The sequence below is a fragment of the Ruegeria sp. HKCCD9138 genome (genome assembly GCF_057220975.1).
On record NZ_JBWVAZ010000005.1, the window covers coordinates 140873 to 157986 of the forward strand.

The following is a 17114-nucleotide window of genomic DNA, read 5'->3' on the forward strand; positions in this document are numbered from 1 at the left end:
AGAACATAGCGAACAGCTTGAAACTGATCGGATGACGCCCGCTCACAATTCCCTCTGCGACATCGAAGAATTTCCTAACCTCGGTATACGGTTGTCCGATGGTTGCCGCTTGTCCGCACGGGTCTGGCGACCCGTAGATGCCGAGAAATCACCGGTTCCGGCTATCCTTGAATACCTGCCCTATCGCAAGCGCGATGGGACCACCGCCCGGGACGCGCTGACGCATCCCTGGTTCGCCAAACGCGGCTATGCCTGCATTCGCGTGGACATGCGCGGCAACGGTGACAGCGAAGGGCTGATGGAAGATGAATACACGCAGCAGGAGCTTGATGACGCGGTCGAAGTGATCCATTGGCTGGCTGACCAGCCCTGGTGCAGTGGCACGGTCGGTATGATGGGGATCAGTTGGGGCGGTTTCAACGCCCTTCAGGTCGCCGCAATGAGACCAGATCCGCTCAAGGCTATAGTCACCTTGTGTTCGACCGCAGATCGATACGCTGATGACATTCATTACAAGGGCGGTTGCCTGCTGAATGAAAACCTCGGCTGGGGCGCGACGATGTTGTCCTATTCCTCGCGTGCACCGGACCCCGAGCTTCGCCCGAACTGGCGCGAGCTGTGGATCGACCGGCTTGAAAACGAGCCTTTCCTTCCATCGATCTGGCTTCGGCACCAGACGCGCGACACTTATTGGCAGCATGGTTCGGTTTGCGAGGATTTCGGGGCAATTCAGGCCGCGACGCTTGCAATCGGCGGCTGGGGTGACGCGTACAAGAACACTGTCCCTTGGCTGGTCGAGGAACTGAACGCGCCTGTCAAAGGTATCGTTGGCCCGTGGGTTCACAAGTATCCCCATTTCGCGGTGCCGGAACCTCGGATCGGCTTTCTTCAAGAAGCGCTGAGATGGTGGGATCATTGGCTCAAGGGTCACGACACGGGCATTGAGGATGACCCTGACTATCGCGCCTACCTGATGGATGGTGTTCGCCCCGCGCGGTGGTACACCGAACGTCCCGGGCGCTGGATAAGCCAAGCCGCAGGTGCGACTTCTCATCTTAACACACTGGATCTTTCGCTGGGCGATGGGGGGCTGGGGATTTCAGGGCCGTTGGATGCCCGAATCCGATCACCGCATCATTGCGGGCTGGAAGGCGGCGAATATTGCGCCATTTGGCTGGGTCCCGACATGCCCGGTGACCAGCGCGCAGATGATGCCCTGTCGGCTTGTTTCGATAGTGCCCCGCTAAAGACCGATCTGGATATTGTAGGTGCTCCGCGCATTCGTCTGAAGCTCAGCTCTGACAAACCGCAGGCACAAATGGCCGCCCGCCTGAATCACGTCCACCCCGATGGTGCCACGACCAGAATTACCTACGGGGTGCTGAACCTCAGCCACCGCAACAGCCATGCCGAGCCCTCGCCTCTGCGCGCGGGCGAGGTTTACGATGTCGAGCTGGATCTGGACCACATCGCCTACAGGGTTCCCAAGGGGCATCGCCTACGCGTCGCCATTTCCAGCACCTATTGGCCTTTGATCTGGCCGTCCCCGGAAACGGCCGAATTGCATCTGACTTCCGGAACAATCTCTGTTCCTACCCGGGCACCGGCAACAGGCGACGAGTGCAGCTTTGCCCCGCCCGACGCGGAAAAGCCGCGTCAGGTTACCACTCTGCGCGAGGGGTCGAATGCCCGCCGCCTTGAAACCGACATGAATACCGGAACCGTTCATCTGATTATTGAAGACGATTTCGGGAAGGTGAAAGATAGCCAGCATGGGTTGATCACAGGTGGCACAGCACGGGAAACGTGGTCGATTCACCCCGATGACGCCCTGTCCGCCCGTGGCGTTTGCGAGTGGACGCAGGAACTGGAACGTCCGGGCCTTCATCTGCGTACGGAATCCCGATGTGAAATGACCTCGGACACCGAGAACTTTATTCTGGAGGCCAGCATAAAAGCGTTTGAAAATGATGTCTTGGTATTCGCCAAAGAACTCGATGACACCGTTCCACGCAATCAGATGTAAACTTTGTACGCCCCGAAACCGGACAATAGGTATTGCTCGGTGGGAGGAAATGCGCCAACGTTGACTCATGCGTCAACAAAAAGCCCGCAAAGGGCTGATCCAACCTACTGGGAGATTCTGGATGAACGAACAACTCACTCACATGACCAAACAAGTGACGGCCGGCAAACTGACCCGTCGCGAGTTCATGGGGAAAGCGGCGGCTTTGGGCGTCTCGGCAGCAATGGCAAGCACCATGTTTGCAGATGCGGCACGGGCTGCTGGCCCGAAAAAGGGTGGCGACCTGAAATTTGGCCTGCAGGGCGGCGAATCTACGAACTCGCTTGATCCGGCGACTTATTCCAGTTCAGTGCCGTTCCAAAACGGAAAACAATTCGGCGACCAGCTTGTCGAGGTCGCACCTGACGGAACGATCGAACCCCGTTTGGCCGAAAGTGTCGAGGGCAGTTCGGACGCCAAAGTGTGGACCTTCAAGCTGCGCAAAGGCGTCGAGTTCCACAATGGCAAAACCATGACCAGCGAAGACGTGCTGAAAACCATGGAGCGCCATTCGAACGAAGAATCCAAGTCCGGCGCCCTCGGCATCATGAAGGGCATCGAGTCCATGAAGGCTGATGGCGACAATTTCCAGGTCACACTTACGGAACCAAACGCCGACTTGCCGTATCTTCTGGCCGACTATCACCTGATTATTCAGCCTGACGGTGGTATGGAAAACCCCGGAGCGGGTATAGGTACGGGTCCTTACAAACTGGAGGTCGACGAGCCGGGTGTGCGTCACCTGTTTACGAAGTTCGAAAATCACTGGAACAGCGATTATGGTAACTTTGACAGCGTCGAAGTCGTCGTCATCAACGATGCGACTGCACGTACAGCTGCGCTTCAGTCCGGGCAGGTTCACGCAATCAACCGCGTTGAACCCAAAGTTGCGGACCTGTTGGGTCGCGCACCGAACTTGACGGTACACTCGACCGCTGGTCGCGGCCATTACGTCTTCATCATGCACTGTGATACTGCACCGTTCGACAACAATGAGCTTCGCACGGCGCTGAAATACGCGATTAACCGCGAGGAGCTCGTAGACAAAGTCCTGCGCGGCTATGGTTCAATCGGAAATGATATGCCCATCAATGCGGCTTACCCATTGTTTGATGAAACCATCGAACAGCGTGAGTTCAGTATTGAGAAGGCAGCCGAGCATTACAAGAAATCGGGTCATGACGGTTCGCCGATCATATTGCGCACCGCGGATGGCGCCTTCCCCGGCGCGGTCGATGCGGCCGCCTTGTTTCAGCAGACGGCCGCTCAGGCAGGTATCCCGTTGGAAATCAAGCGTGAGCCAAATGACGGTTACTGGTCCGAAGTCTGGAACGTTCAGCCATTCTGTGCGTCGTACTGGGGTGGCCGTCCCGTACAAGACCAGATGTATGCGACCGCCTACTTGTCGACAGCCGATTGGAACGACACGCGCTTCAAGGTGCAGGCGTTCGACGACCTGCTGTTTGCGGCGCGTGCCGAACTGGACCCGGAGAAGCGTAAGAGCATCTACAGCCAGATGGGCCGGATGGTCCGTGACGAAGGCGGCCTGATTTGTCCGATGTTCAACGACTTTGTCGAAGGTATCAGCAATCAGCTGGACGGTTGGGAAACTGACCCGACGCAGGAGATGATGAATGGCAACATTTCCCGCAAGATGTGGTTCGTCTGATACGGGTCACTGATTTATGCATCCCATTGTCAAATTGGTTTCCCAGCGCGTTGCGCTGGGACTCCTTCTTCTGTTTGGCGCTTCGGCCCTGATTTTTGGCCTGACCGAAGCCCTTCCCGGAGACGCAGCGCAAGCCGTCCTGGGCCAGTCCGCAACGCCCGAATCCCTGGCAAACCTGCGCGAGGAAATGGGCCTCAATCGTCCCGCTCTGACGCGCTACTTTGAATGGCTGGGCGGAATTTTTCAGGGTGATCTGGGCCAATCCCTCACCAACAAACTGGACATTGCCGAATCGGTTGGCAGCCGTCTGGGCAATACCCTTTTCCTGGCTTTCTGGGCCGCCATCGTGTCGGTTCCATTGGCCATATTCCTTGGTCTGCTGGCCGTGCGCTACCGCAACCGCTGGCCTGACAAGTTGATTTCGGCGGTCACACTCACGACGATCTCGATCCCCGAATTCCTGATCGGCTATGTTCTGGTCTACTTCATCGCGGTGAAGCTGGGCATGTTCTCGCCCCTGGCCATGATCAACGACAGCATGTCGTTTGGGCAAAAGCTGAATGCAATCGCTCTGCCCGTAATCGTTCTGACCATGGTTGTGCTTGCGCACATGATGCGGATGACCCGTGCGGCGATCCTGAACGTGATGCAGTCGGCCTATGTCGAAACGGCTGAACTCAAGGGCCTCAGCAATTTCAAGGTCATCTACCGCCACGCCTTCCCGAATGCGATCGCACCGATCGTCAACGTCGTCATGCTGAACCTTGCCTATCTGGTGGTCGGCGTCGTCGTGGTCGAGGTGGTGTTCGTCTACCCCGGCATGGGGCAATACCTTGTGGACCATGTGACCAAGCGTGACGTTCCCGTGGTTCTGGCCTGTGGCGTCATCTTTGCCGCCATCTATATCGGACTGAACATGATTGCAGACATCGTTGCCATTCTGGCCAACCCAAGGCTGAGGCATCCGAAATGAAGAATATCCCAATCTCTGCAATGATCGGGCTGGCCTTCACAGCCCTGTATTTCGTCATCGCTGTTTTCGCGCCTCTGCTAGCCCCTTACGGAATGGCCGAGGTCGTCGGTGACGTCTGGGAACCATCCAGTTCTCAATTCTGGCTGGGCACGGATAACATCGGACGCGACCTGCTGAGCCGGATGATCTATGGCGGGCGCACGACCATCTTCATCGCCACCGCCGCGACGATCCTCAGCTTTGTAACCGGTTCGATCCTCGGCTTTCTGGCGGCCGTATTGGGAGGCTGGGCAGACCAGGTCATGTCGCGGACCGTGGATCTGGTCATGTCGATCCCATCGCTGATTACCGCACTGGTTGTTCTGGCCATGGTGCCAGTTACCATCCCGGTTCTGATCATCGTCATGGGTCTGCTCGACGCGACACGGGTCTATCGACTGGCCCGCGCCGTCGCGGTGGATATCGCAGTAATGGACTATGTCGAAGCCGCCAAGCTGCGCGGTGAAGGCCAAAGCTGGATCATCTTCCGGGAAATCCTGCCCAACGCTCTGTCGCCACTGGTGGCAGAACTGGGCCTGCGCTTCATCTTCATGGTTCTGTTTGTCTCGACCCTGTCATTCCTCGGCCTTGGCGTTCAGCCGCCGCTGGCGGACTGGGGTGGCATCGTGAAGGAAAACAAGGACGGCATCGTCTATGGCATCGGCGCGGCCCTGTACCCCGCCGTAGCTATCGCGACGCTGGCCATCTCGGTCAACCTTGTGGCTGACTGGGTGCTGAACCGTACCACATCGCTGAAAGGAGGCCGGGGATGAGCGATACCCTTCTCAAGGTCCGCGACCTCAAAATCGGCGCGACTGTCTACCCGCCGGGTGAGAAGCCCCATGACATAGAAATCGTGCACGGGGTCAGTTTTGACCTCGAGCGCGGTAAAGTGCTTGGCCTGATCGGAGAGTCAGGGGCTGGTAAATCCACTATTGGTCTGGCCTCAATGGCATATGGTCGTGGCGGCGTGCAGATCACCGGTGGCGAGGTTTGGGTAAACGGACGCGACATCCTGAAGTCGTCTTTGGGTGATATTCGCAACCTGCGCGGTGGCGAGGTGACCTATGTCTCGCAATCTGCGGCGGCGTCGTTCAACCCGGCCAAGAAAATCATGGATCAGGTTGTCGAGGCTGCGGTCGAGCACAAGAAATTCTCGCGCAAGCAAGCCGAAGGGCGTGCGCGGGAGCTGTTCGCCAAACTGGGTCTGCCTGATCCGGACAACATCGGTGAACGCTATCCGCACCAGGTGTCGGGTGGTCAGTTGCAGCGTTGCATGACCGCGCTGGCACTGTGTCCCGAACCGGATCTGGTGGTGTTCGACGAGCCCACCACCGCTTTGGATGTGACCACGCAGATCGACGTGTTGATGGCGATCAAGGAAGCCATAGCCGATACGGGCGTTGCCGCGCTCTACATCACTCACGACCTTGCTGTCGTGGCGCAGGTTAGCGACGACATAATGGTTCTGCGGATGGGCAACACGGTCGAATACGGCCACACCGACCAGATCATCAACAACCCGCAGGAAGAATACACCCAGGCCCTGGTCTCGGTGCGCTCGATCGAGCATGAAGAAAAAAAGCCCACACCTGAACCGGTGCTGACGGTCGATGGCATCACCGCGCGCTACAAGGGTCTGAATTTCGACGTGCTGCACAACGTCAATGTCGAGCTTCATCCGGGGCAGACGCTGGCGGTTGTTGGTGAGTCCGGCTCGGGTAAATCCACCCTTGCCCGGGTAATCACTGGTCTGCTGCCGCCACGCGATGGCGAGATCAATTTTGCAGGTCGCAAGCTCTCACCCGATCTGGCGGGACGTACCCGCGAGGACCTGCGCGAGTTGCAGATGATCTACCAGATGGCTGACGTTGCGATGAACCCACGTCAGACAGTTGGAACAATCATCGGGCGGCCGTTGGAGTTTTATTTCAACATGCGTGGCGCCGAAAAGCGCAAGCGGATCATCGAACTGCTGGACGAGATCGAACTGGGCGAAAAGTTCATCGATCGCTATCCGGCGGAACTGTCAGGTGGCCAGAAGCAGCGCGTCTGTATCGCCCGGTCGCTGGCAGCCAAGCCCAAGATGATCATCTGTGACGAGGTTACCTCGGCGCTCGATCCGCTGGTCGCAGACGGAATTCTCAAGCTGCTGCTGGACTTGCAGAAGATCGAGGATGTGGCCTATCTGTTCATCACCCACGATCTGGCGACGGTCAAGGCGATCTCTGATTCGATAGCTGTGATGTATCAGGGTCGTGTGGTTCGCTATGGCTCCAAGTCTCAGGTTCTGAGCCCGCCGTTTGACGACTATACCGACCTGCTACTCAGTTCGGTTCCGGAAATGCATCTGGGCTGGTTGGAAGAGGTTGTAGCGCATCGCAAAATGGAAAGCGCGGGTAACTGATCCCGCCCCTCATTGTAACAACGCAATGAAACTTTGAACTCCCCGGCGTTTGTCGCAATGACAAGCGTCGGGATTTTGCTATTGGGGGCGCGAACTGGCGACCCAGAGAATGCGAATCCATTAGGATCGCCAAAAGGCAAATACTGTCAAAAGGGCCGAAACATGGACCGCAAGCTGTTACTCATCATTCTGGACGGTGTCCCGTGGCGCAACTTTCGCCGCCTGTTCGGCAATCTCGAAGGCTGGGTCGACAGCGGTGAAGCGCAGGTCTGGAAACTACGGGCCGTTCTGCCCTCGACCTCAGCCAGCTGCTACGCGTCGATCCACACCGGTGTCACTCCGCAGGAACATGGTTGCACGGGAAACGGCAACGTCTTCCGTCTGAGCCACAAGGACGTCTTCAGCCAGGTTCGCGAAGCCGGTGGCGTGACCGGAGCCGTCACGCACAGCTATTGGTCACAGTTCTTCAACCGTCACCCGTTCGACTATGTGCGCGACATCGAATATGACGAGCCGGAAAACAAGACGATCAACCATGGCCGGTTTCACAGCATGACCGGTTACGGCAAGGACAACCAGATGACGCCCAGCGACGTCGACCTGTTTGGTACTTTGACCAATCTGTGCCTGCGGTTCGGGCTCGATTACGGTATTCTGCATACCTGCACGCTGGACAGTATGGGGCACCGCTTTTTTCACGATTGCGAGGAAATGGACCATGCATGCTTCGTCATGGATGAAATGCTGGCCCCGTTTATTCCGCGCTGGCGGGATTTGGGGTACGAGGTGATTGTAACCGCCGATCATGGTCAGGATGAACGCGGGCACCACGGCGGACGTGGCCCCCTGCAACAGGAGACCGCGCTATACTATTTTGGTGACGCTCAAGGCCCGGACGCAGATACCGTGATTGACCAACTGCAACTGGCGCCCACGATCCTGACCCTTATGGGCGCACCAATTGCTGGTACGATGAAGGCCGATCCGTTCCTGCGCTGATTCAGCTCATCAGTCGTAGGACCAGATACACTGCCCCAGCGCCTCGATTGCGACAGAAATTCGTTCGAAACTATCGGCGGCCCGTTTCACTGTAGTGCGGGCCCGCAGGTAGCCGTGAACCAAACCCGGCTCGTTAATCCAATGCGCCTGCCCTCCCGCCGCAGTGATTTTCTCACAATAGGCCGGCCCGTCATCGCGCAGGGGATCGCAATCGGCCGTAAACACCACCGTCGGCGGCAAGCCCGAGAAACCGGAATCTTTAAGCGGTGCGAATGTGGGATCGTTTTGCGGCACGGTACCGCCGCAACGAATCTTCTCGTAAAAGAGAATTTCATCCAGCGTCAGTAACGGGGCATGCGCATGCTCGACGTAAGAACCCTGTGATGTGTCCCCGCCAAGACCTGGGTAGATCAGTACCTGACCCAGGACATTATCCAACCGGCCTCGGGAGTGTTGCGCGACGGCGGCCGCCAGATTGCCCCCGGCGCTGTCGCCAGCCAATACGATGGGATCTTCGAAATGCTGAACGACCCAGTTGGTTGCGGTCCAACTGTCGTCGAACTGCGCCGGGTGCGGGTGTTCCGGACACAGGCGATAGTCAACGGCCACCACCCGATACCCGGTTTGTGCACAAAGCTCGGCGCAGACATCGTCGTGACTGTTCAACCCGCCGACGACAAAGCCGCCACCATGGAAATAGACGACAGAACGAGTGGGATCCCCGGCAGAATAGACGCGGACAGGTACACCGTCGGCAGACCTGTCCTCTGTTTCGACGCCACGTGGGCGAGGTTGTCGGAAATCCTCGCACATATTGTCATAGACCCGGCGCTGATCAACGATCGTCAGATCCACCGCATCATCAGGATAGCTTTCGGCAGTGCGTCTTATGAACGCCCAGGTTTCCTCATCAATCAGACGTTCATAGTCCATTGTCCCTCCGGATTATTCAGACCACTCCCAAGGCCGGGTAAATGCACCCAACACCTTCGAGACATCGTCTTCGGAGGAACCGTTCGCGTCAAGCTGCGCGACAAGTCCGCGTTTCTTGTCATCAATCACGGACACGACGCGGGCCGTTACTCCGGCCGTCTCCAGCGCCCCGTTGTAGATGCGTGTGATTGCCTGTTTGCGCAGTTCGGGCTTGAAAACCTTGCCGACCGCGGTCTTCGGCAGTTCGGGAAGGATCGTCATGTGCTTGGGTTGTGCCGCCCGTTCGTGGACGTGGACCTTGCAATACTCCATCAGCTCTTTTTCTGTGGTCGAAGCTCCTTCGACCAATTCGACAAAGGCGCAAGGCACCTCGCCCGAATGCGCATCGGGCTGGCCGATTGCGCCCGCAAAGGCGACAGCCTCGTGCCCAAGCAACGCCTCTTCGATCTCGGCCGGGTCGATATTGTGACCACCGCGAATAATCAGATCCTTGGCACGGCCTGTGATCCAGAGGTAGCCATCCTCGTCAAAACGCCCGAGGTCGCCCGTCCGCAGATACTTGTCGAAGTGGTACAGATTCACGTTCTTGTCCGCTTCGGTATAAGTGTTGCCCGCGAAGACGCCCGGGTTCGAAATGCAGATTTCGCCGATTTCGTCCTTTTCGCACTCTACCGGCCCGTCGGCTCCGTCTTTGAGAATTTTGACATCCGTGTACGGGAACGGAATACCAATCGAGCCGATTTTCTTTTCGCCATCCACCGGGTTGCACGAGACCAGACAGGTTGCTTCGGTCAAGCCATAACCTTCGACGATTGTGACCCCGGTGGCCTCCTCGAACCTGCGAAACAGTTCAACCGGCAACGGAGCCGAGCCGGAAAACGCGGTTTTCACGGTCGAGATATCAGCATCCACCGGGCGCTGCATCTTAGCGGAAATCGCCGTCGGTACCGTGATGATGAAGGAGACTTTCCAGCGTTCGATCAGCTTCCAGAAATTGTCAAACACACCGTCTCCACGATAGCCGGCAGGCGTCGGGAAAATCACGTGCGCACCGGACGACACCGCAGCCATCACAATCACATGCACCGCAAAGACATGAAACATGGGCAGCGGGCACATGATGACGTCATTTTCATCAAACAGCAGCGTGTTGCCCAGCCATCCGTTATAGATCAGCCCGGAATATTTGTGCTGCGCCACTTTCGGCATCCCGGTGGTCCCGCCGGTATGGAAATAGCAGGCCACACGGTCTTCGATACTGTCATCGAAGGTCAGCGTCGTAGGCTGTTTGGCCAGTTCCTTGTTGAAACTTTTGTAATCTGCGTGCGCCAGATGCTCCTTGTCGCCCATCTTGGGGCGCAGCAGCGGCACCAGCCATGACTTGGGCGGCGTCAGATATCGGTTCAGGTCGATTTCCAGGATCGTGTTGACATTGGGCGCGTGGCGCACGGCCTCTTCGACCTTTTGGGCCACATCCGTTTTCGGGAAGGACTTCAGCGTGACAACGACTTTGGCCTTGGTTTCGCGCAGGATGGCCGCGATCTGTTCCGGCTCGAGCAACGGATTGATCGGATTGACGATACCAGCCACTGCACCACCCATCATTGTAACCAGTGTTTCGTTGCAGTTGGGCAGGACGTAGGCCACAACATCCTTTTCTCCAATCCCCAGAGACCGGAACAGGTTCGCCGCCTGATTTACCTTGCTCAGCAACTGGGACCAGGTCAGCGTCTCTGCTTTGTCCGTCGGCCCCGACAAAAGCTGGAAACTGATGGCATTGTGGTTCGGGAACTTGCCCGCCGTGCGCGACAGCAGTTGGTGGAAAGTCACAGGTACGTCCCGGTCCTCCCACGGCATCTCCTGTTCGATACGCGCCTTGTCTTCCAATCCCACAAAGGCCATGTGGCTCCTCCCCTGATTTTTCCCATGTCCTGCACGGGCTTTTGCTCGCCCCCAAGATGGAAGCAAAAGCAACCTCGTGCAAGCAAGGGCTTAGCTTTCGGGTCAGAGAAAATGTAGAATGACGCTACGGCCCAATGCGATGTGCCGGGGCGTCACTTTATTCCGCGGCAACACCGTCAGTAAATTGCAGGCGCGCCAGACGGGCATAAAGACCGTCCTGAGACACCAGGTCGTCATGCGTACCCTGGGCGACGATACGCCCATTCTCCATCACTACGATGCGGTCGGCCTTTTTCACCGTCGCCAATCTATGCGCCACGATCAGCGTCGTGCGCCCGGCGCGCATCTTGTCAACGGCCCCCTGCACAGCGCGCTCGCTTTCGGCGTCCAGCGCCGACGTTGCCTCGTCCAGCAGCAGAACCGGCGCGTCGCGCAGAATAGCGCGTGCAATCGCGATGCGCTGTTTTTGACCACCCGACAGCATCACGCCACGCTCGCCCACAAAACTGTCATAGCCTTCCGGCAGTGCCATAATGAAGTCATGCGCCGCGGCGGCTCGCGCTGCAGCCTCAACCTCGGCATCGCTGGCGTCCAGACGCCCAAAGCGGATGTTTTCGCGGGCCGAGGCTGCGAAGATCACAGGGTCCTGCGGCACCAGTGCCATATGCTGTCGGAAATCCGAGCGGTCCAGTTTCTTCAGATCAACGCCATCCAGGCTCACCTGTCCGGCATCCGGGTCATAGAAACGCTGGATCATCTGAATCACAGTCGTCTTGCCGGCGCCTGACGGCCCCACGAATGCGATGGTCTCACCCGGTTCGACTTTGAGCGAGAGGTGGTCCAGCGCCACAACGTCCGGGCGGGCAGGATAGCGGAATGTAACCTCGTCGAACTGGATCTCACCGCGCACGGGCTGCGGCAACGCTTGTGCCCGCTTTGGATCGGTCACGGTATCCTCGGCGTTTAATAGTTCGATAAGCCGTTCCGTTGCGCCTGCGGCACGCTGGAGCTCGCTCCAGATCTCGGACAGGGCTGCTACCGACCCGGCCATGATGATCGAATAGATCACGAACTGGATGAGAACACCTTCGGTCATGACGCCGTTGCGTACGTCATTCGCCCCCATCCACAGCACACCAACGATGCCGGAAAAGACCAAAAAGATTACAATCACCGTCAGCACGGCCCGGGTCTGGATGCGCCGCAACGACACCACATAGGATGTCTCGGTCACCTCGCCGAACTGCTTTCGGCTGGCGTTTTCATGTGTGAAGGCTTGCACGGTCTGCACCGCGCCCAGCGCTTCACCGGCATTCCCGGATGAGGCTGCGATCCAGTCCTGATTTTCACGGCTGATCACGCGCAAACGGCGGCCCAATACCAGAATCGGCACAATCACAACCGGGATCAGCAGCAGAACAAGTCCGGTCAGCTTGGCCGAGGTCAGCAGCATAAGGACCAGCCCGCCGACGAACATCAGCATATTCCGCAATGCAATCGAAACCGAAGACCCCAGCACCGACTGGATCAGTGTTGTATCCGTGGTGATCCGGCTCAGCACCTCGCCGGTCATGATACGCTCGTAGAATTCCGGGCTCATGCCGATTACTCGGTTGAACACCGCCTTGCGGATATCGGCCACCACACGTTCGCCCAAGCGGGTCACCAACGCGTAACGAATACCTGTACCGACGGCCAGAATTGCAGCGATGCCAAGCGCTGCCAGAAAATACCAGTCCAGCAGTTCGCCGTCCTGAATGCGAAAGTTGTCGACCACGCGGCGCACTGCCAGTGGCAATGTCAGGGTCATGCTGGCAGTTAGAATCAATGCAAGCGTCGCGCCGAACATCAGCAGTTTGTATGGCTTCATGAAGGGCCAGAGCGATGCCAGCACCCCAAGCTTTTTTGAGCCCGCTCTTTCTTCGCTGGCTCCCGGTGCAGGTGTGTTTGCTGGACTGGCAGCGGTCTTTCTCGCCATGTCGGGCCCTTGTTTCCTGAACGGTCCTGAGTGAACGCTTCTTGGCGGCAGTGGCAACCGGGGTCAAGCAGCACAACGCAATTTGGCGTGCCAAAAGGGCCATTTGACGCAGAAACCGTGGGGATGAACTGGAGCGGGTAGACGGAATCGAACCGACATAGCCTGCTTGGAAGGCAGGGGCTTTACCATTAAGCTATACCCGCTCAGGTCTGGGCTGAGTAGTCCATGCGCCTGCGGGCGTCAAGCGGCGAAATCGCGCCCAGGCCCGCTTTTCCGATCCTTCTCGCCTGATCCCAAAAAGCGCGGCCCAGAATTTTGTGTTATTTTGAGACTGGCCGAATTCCGGCAAGCCCGGGGCTATTGAGGAACGCGGGCGGTTTTCTCACGGGGGATTTCAAAGATGACCGAATTCGATCTGGGTACATATGGCCGTCAAATCACGACGTCGTCACCTGTGGCACAGGAGATCTTCAATCAGGGGCTTATCTGGCTATACGGATACAATCACGAAGCTGCGGCGGCAAGTTTCGAGCAGGCGGGCGTACGCGACCCGCAATGTGGCTTGGCACATTGGGGCGTGGCCCATGCAATCGGTCCAAATTACAACAAACCATGGGAGTTCTTCGAACCGGACGAAAAGACCGAAACCCTGAAGCGAGCACATCGGGCCATTCAGGATGCGATGGCGCTGCGCGAAGCCGTTACACCTCTGGAAGCCGCGCTGATTGATGCGCTGTCAAACCGATTCCCGACGGACCCTGAAATCGAGGATTACGGCCCGTGGAACGACGCATTTTCCGATTCGATGCGCAACGTTTATGCGGATCACCCCGACGATCTGGACGTCGCCTGTCTCTTTGCCGAGGCTTTGATGAATCGCACGCCATGGCAGCTTTGGGATCTTAAACAAGGCGCTCCCGCAGAGGGTGCCTCAACGGTTGAGGCGCAAGAAGTTTTGGAACGGGCATTCGACACCCTGCCCGGCGCTTGGGACCATCCGGGATTGTTACACATGTATATCCATCTGATGGAGATGTCGCCGACACCTGAAAAGGCACTGCGCCACGGGGATCGGTTGGTCGATCTGGTTCCAGATAGCGGTCACCTGGTTCACATGGCCACGCATATCGATGTGCTGTGCGGTGACTATCAGAACGTCGTCTGGCGCAACCACCGCGCCGCGCAGGTGGACAAGAAATACGAGGCCATGGCGGGTGGCGAGAACTTTTACACCGTCTATCGCGTTCATAATGTTCATTTTGAAGCCTATGGTGCCATGTTCCTTGGACAGCCGGAAAAGGCCCTGGCCGCTTCGGAAGAACTGATGCGCATGCTGCCCGACAACGTGATCCGGTACTTCCCGGACCTGTTCGAATCCTTCTACGGCAAGAAAATCCATGTCATGGTCCGCTTTGGCATGTGGCAGGAGATTTTGGATGAACCCATGCCGCAGGATGCCGAACTCTATAGTTACACCACCGCCGCTATTCATCAGGCCCGTGCCGTGGCTCTGGCCAATCTGGGGCGCCTGAACGACGCGCAACAGGCGCAAGCGCTGGCCGTTCAGGCCCGCAAGGCGGTGCCGGAAAGCCGTCTGGTCTTCAACAACACCGCCGAGGATGTGCTAATGATCGGCGAGGCCATGATGGATGGCGAGATTGCTTTCAAGTCCGGTGACCGCGAAGGCGGGCTTGCACATCTGCGGCGTTCGGTCGAGCTCGACGATAGTCTGGTCTACGACGAGCCCTGGGGCTGGATGCAGCCTACTCGACATGCGCTTGGCGCCCTCCTGATGGAAGATCAGCGGTTCGAGGAGGCCGAGGCGGTCTACCGGGCCGATCTGGGGCTGGACAACACTCTCGCCCGCGCCTGCCAGCACCCCGGAAATATCTGGAGCCTGCACGGTCTGCACGAATGTCTGGTCCGACGCGGAGAGGAGAAAGAAGCGCGCCACATCAAGCTGCAACTGGACAAAGCGGCCGCACGGGCGACAGTCTCAATCCACGCTTCCTGTTATTGCAGAAGCAAAGCAAAAGCAGCCTGATTTCGATTTGCTGACCCTGCACGAGACGGACGGCTCAATCGTAACTCCGGCCGGCGGACAGTCAGATGCCCTGCCCAACCGGCGATTTTCTGCGCACGCGATCAACGGAATAAAACTTTACTTTGGATGTTATTTTCCTGTCATGTGGACGCTCTACACCCGCTGAACGAATCTTAATTCAGACAGCCAGGAGCCATCCATGAAAGACGTCGATCCTACCACCCTGTCCGCCGACGATTGGGACGAGCTGCACTTCCCCCGCCCTGAAGAAAACGACTTTGACCGTGTGGTCGAAAGCGCCATTTCCCGCCGTGGTTTCCTGGGCGGCGTATTGGCCTTCGGCTCGGGCGCGGCTGCCATGGGCGCGGGTCTGATGGGCTCGACTTCGGCACAGGCCGTCGAAGCCTCGCGCTTTGCTTTCACACCGATTCCGGCGCAAACCGATGGCACCGTACATGTGCCTGAAGGTTACGAGTGGAAGATGCTGATGCGCTGGGGTGACCCGCTGTTCTCGGAAGCGGACGGCTACGACATCACCGATGGCGGCCCGGTCGAGAATTCGGACAAGATTTTTGGTGAAAACACCGACGGAATGGAGACCTTCTCGTTCCAGGGCCACGAGCTGATCGCAATCAACCACGAATACCCCAACCGCAAGATTAACCTGCCTGCCGCGCAGGATGGTGTTCCGGCCAACGCCGATGAAGTTCTGAAGTTCCAGAACATACAGGGCGTCACCGTAATGGAGATCAAGGAAGGCCCCGACGGCTGGTCGGTCGTCAAGGACAGCCCCTTCAACCGCCGTATCCACCACAACACCCCTATGAAGATCGTTGGCCCGGCAGCTGGTCACGACCTGCTGAAAACCGAGGCCGACCCGACCGGCACGGCTTCACTGGGCACCCTGAACAACTGCGGTTCCGGAAAGACACCGTGGGGCACCTATCTGACGTGTGAAGAAAACTTCAATGGTTACTTCGGTTCCTCGAACGAGAATGCCAGCTATGATCAGAAGGTCGCGGACGGCATGAAGCGGTATGGCATCAAGGCCGAAAGCTGGAACCACTACGAGCTGTTCGACTCGCGCTTTGACACGTCAAAGAACCCGAACGAGCCTCACCGCGCTGGCTGGATCGTTGAGATTGATCCGACCAAGCCGGACAGCACTCCGGTCAAGCACACAGGCCTGGGCCGTTTCAAGCACGAGAACGCCGAGGTAACTCTGGCCAAGGATGGTCGTGTCGTCGTTTATATGGGTGACGATGAACGCGGCGAGTACCTGTACAAGTTCGTTTCAAATGGCACCTATCAGCCAGGCGCCGAGACCGAGAGCCTTCTGAACGACGGCACGCTGTTTGTCGCCAAGTTCAACGACGATCTGACCGGTCAATGGCTACCCTTGACGCCGGACTCCACGGGTATGGACGCGGCCGAGATCCTGATATTCACGCGCATGGCGGCTTCGGCCGTGGGCGGCACCACCATGGACCGTCCGGAATGGGTGGCCTCCAGCCCTGTTGCGGTCGAGGCCTATTGCTGCCTGACCAACAACAAGAACCGTGGCGTCAAGCCGAATGCCGGTGGTGACGATACCTCGGCCAATGGCCCGAACCCGCGCAACGAGAACAAGTACGGTCAGATCGTGCGCTGGCGTCCGGCGGATGAAGATCATGCCGCCGAAGCCTTCGATTGGGATCTGTATGTCATGGCTGGAAACCCGACCGTGCACTCGGACGACCGCGCCGGTTCTCCGAATGTGAACGAAGGCAATCTGTTCAACTCACCTGACGGCATGGCCATCGACTCGACTGGTCTGGTCTGGATTCAGACGGACGGCAACGACGACAACGAGGAAGACTTCGCTGGTAACGGCAACAACCAGATGCTGGTTGGCGACCCGATCACCGGTGAGATCGCGCGTTTCATGACTGGACCAAACGGCTGCGAAGTCACCGGTCTTGCCTGGTCCACCGACTTGCGCACCATGTTTGTCGGCATCCAGCATCCCAGCAGCAACTGGCCAGATGGCGGCACGCCACGGTCGTCCGTGATTGCGATCAAACGAGCAGATAACGGTCTGGTCGGCTAAACAGGTTTAATAATTG

11 protein-coding genes and 1 tRNA gene are annotated in these 17114 nt (G+C 58.0%); 8 read left to right on the plus strand and 4 right to left on the minus strand.

Annotation, left to right across the window (positions count from 1 at the left end; translation table 11 throughout):
* Positions 1-31: 31 nt before the first annotated feature.
* The 6 genes from AC2TEL_RS10950 (at position 32) to AC2TEL_RS10975 (ending at position 8152) form a co-directional block, all read left to right on the plus strand.
* On the plus strand, positions 32-2026 hold the full coding sequence (locus tag AC2TEL_RS10950; RefSeq protein ID WP_480903857.1) for a CocE/NonD family hydrolase: 1995 nt from the start codon (positions 32-34) through the stop codon (positions 2024-2026).
* A gap of 121 nt (positions 2027-2147) precedes the next feature.
* Entirely contained in the window at positions 2148-3734 is a 1587-nt protein-coding gene (locus AC2TEL_RS10955; protein WP_480843817.1) for an ABC transporter substrate-binding protein, read from the plus strand.
* Positions 3735-3750: 16 nt separating this feature from the next.
* Positions 3751-4707: an ABC transporter permease gene (locus AC2TEL_RS10960; protein ID WP_480843818.1), complete on the plus strand. Its 957-nt coding sequence runs from the start codon at positions 3751-3753 to the stop codon at positions 4705-4707.
* Positions 4704-5519: an ABC transporter permease gene (locus AC2TEL_RS10965; protein WP_480843819.1), complete on the plus strand. Its 816-nt coding sequence runs from the start codon at positions 4704-4706 to the stop codon at positions 5517-5519. Before AC2TEL_RS10960 ends, AC2TEL_RS10965 begins: the two co-directional genes overlap by 4 nt.
* On the plus strand, positions 5516-7153 hold the full coding sequence (locus AC2TEL_RS10970) for an ABC transporter ATP-binding protein (protein ID WP_480903860.1): 1638 nt from the start codon (positions 5516-5518) through the stop codon (positions 7151-7153). The genes AC2TEL_RS10965 and AC2TEL_RS10970 overlap by 4 nt, the downstream gene beginning before the upstream one ends.
* A gap of 162 nt (positions 7154-7315) precedes the next feature.
* Positions 7316-8152 carry an alkaline phosphatase family protein gene (locus AC2TEL_RS10975; RefSeq protein WP_480903863.1) on the plus strand — a complete coding sequence of 279 codons (837 nt, stop codon included), beginning with the start codon at positions 7316-7318 and terminating at the stop codon, positions 8150-8152.
* 9 nt (positions 8153-8161) lie between these two features.
* Here AC2TEL_RS10975 and AC2TEL_RS10980 read toward each other — a convergent pair whose 3' ends face one another.
* The 4 genes from AC2TEL_RS10980 to AC2TEL_RS10995 all read right to left on the minus strand — a co-directional run bounded on the left by AC2TEL_RS10980 (position 8162) and on the right by AC2TEL_RS10995 (position 13168).
* The gene (locus AC2TEL_RS10980) at positions 8162-9085 is read right to left on the minus strand and encodes an alpha/beta hydrolase (RefSeq protein ID WP_480903866.1); all 924 of its coding nucleotides are present in this window, start codon (positions 9083-9085) and stop codon (positions 8162-8164) included.
* A 12-nt stretch (positions 9086-9097) separates the two neighbouring features.
* On the minus strand, positions 9098-10987 hold the full coding sequence (locus AC2TEL_RS10985) for an acyl-CoA synthetase (protein ID WP_480903868.1): 1890 nt from the start codon (positions 10985-10987) through the stop codon (positions 9098-9100).
* Positions 10988-11144: 157 nt separating this feature from the next.
* Positions 11145-12965, minus strand: coding sequence for an ABC transporter transmembrane domain-containing protein (locus tag AC2TEL_RS10990; protein WP_480843824.1), 1821 nt, complete (start codon positions 12963-12965; stop codon positions 11145-11147).
* 129 nt (positions 12966-13094) lie between these two features.
* A tRNA-Gly gene (locus AC2TEL_RS10995) sits at positions 13095-13168 on the minus strand.
* Between the two features lie 197 nt (positions 13169-13365).
* Here AC2TEL_RS10995 and AC2TEL_RS11000 point away from each other — a divergent pair.
* A complete protein-coding gene (locus tag AC2TEL_RS11000) occupies positions 13366-15009 on the plus strand; it encodes a hypothetical protein (protein WP_480903870.1) in 1644 nt (547 codons plus the stop codon).
* A 199-nt stretch (positions 15010-15208) separates the two neighbouring features.
* Positions 15209-17098, plus strand: coding sequence for a PhoX family protein (locus AC2TEL_RS11005; protein ID WP_480903873.1), 1890 nt, complete (start codon positions 15209-15211; stop codon positions 17096-17098).
* The last annotated feature ends 16 nt before the right edge of the window (positions 17099-17114 follow it).

What these genes read in the sequence shown, in the direction of transcription:
- AC2TEL_RS10980 (WP_480903866.1), bottom strand. Translation starts at nt 9,085, where the DNA reads ATGGACTATGAACGTCTGATTGATGAGGAAACCTGGGCGTTCATAAGA.
- AC2TEL_RS10985 (WP_480903868.1), bottom strand. Translation starts at nt 10,987, where the DNA reads ATGGCCTTTGTGGGATTGGAAGACAAGGCGCGTATCGAACAGGAGATG.
- AC2TEL_RS10970 (WP_480903860.1), top strand. Translation starts at nt 5,516, where the DNA reads ATGAGCGATACCCTTCTCAAGGTCCGCGACCTCAAAATCGGCGCGACT.
- AC2TEL_RS10975 (WP_480903863.1), top strand. Translation starts at nt 7,316, where the DNA reads ATGGACCGCAAGCTGTTACTCATCATTCTGGACGGTGTCCCGTGGCGC.
- AC2TEL_RS10955 (WP_480843817.1), top strand. Translation starts at nt 2,148, where the DNA reads ATGAACGAACAACTCACTCACATGACCAAACAAGTGACGGCCGGCAAA.
- AC2TEL_RS10990 (WP_480843824.1), bottom strand. Translation starts at nt 12,965, where the DNA reads ATGGCGAGAAAGACCGCTGCCAGTCCAGCAAACACACCTGCACCGGGA.
- AC2TEL_RS10965 (WP_480843819.1), top strand. Translation starts at nt 4,704, where the DNA reads ATGAAGAATATCCCAATCTCTGCAATGATCGGGCTGGCCTTCACAGCC.
- AC2TEL_RS10950 (WP_480903857.1), top strand. Translation starts at nt 32, where the DNA reads ATGACGCCCGCTCACAATTCCCTCTGCGACATCGAAGAATTTCCTAAC.
- AC2TEL_RS11005 (WP_480903873.1), top strand. Translation starts at nt 15,209, where the DNA reads ATGAAAGACGTCGATCCTACCACCCTGTCCGCCGACGATTGGGACGAG.
- AC2TEL_RS10960 (WP_480843818.1), top strand. Translation starts at nt 3,751, where the DNA reads ATGCATCCCATTGTCAAATTGGTTTCCCAGCGCGTTGCGCTGGGACTC.
- AC2TEL_RS11000 (WP_480903870.1), top strand. Translation starts at nt 13,366, where the DNA reads ATGACCGAATTCGATCTGGGTACATATGGCCGTCAAATCACGACGTCG.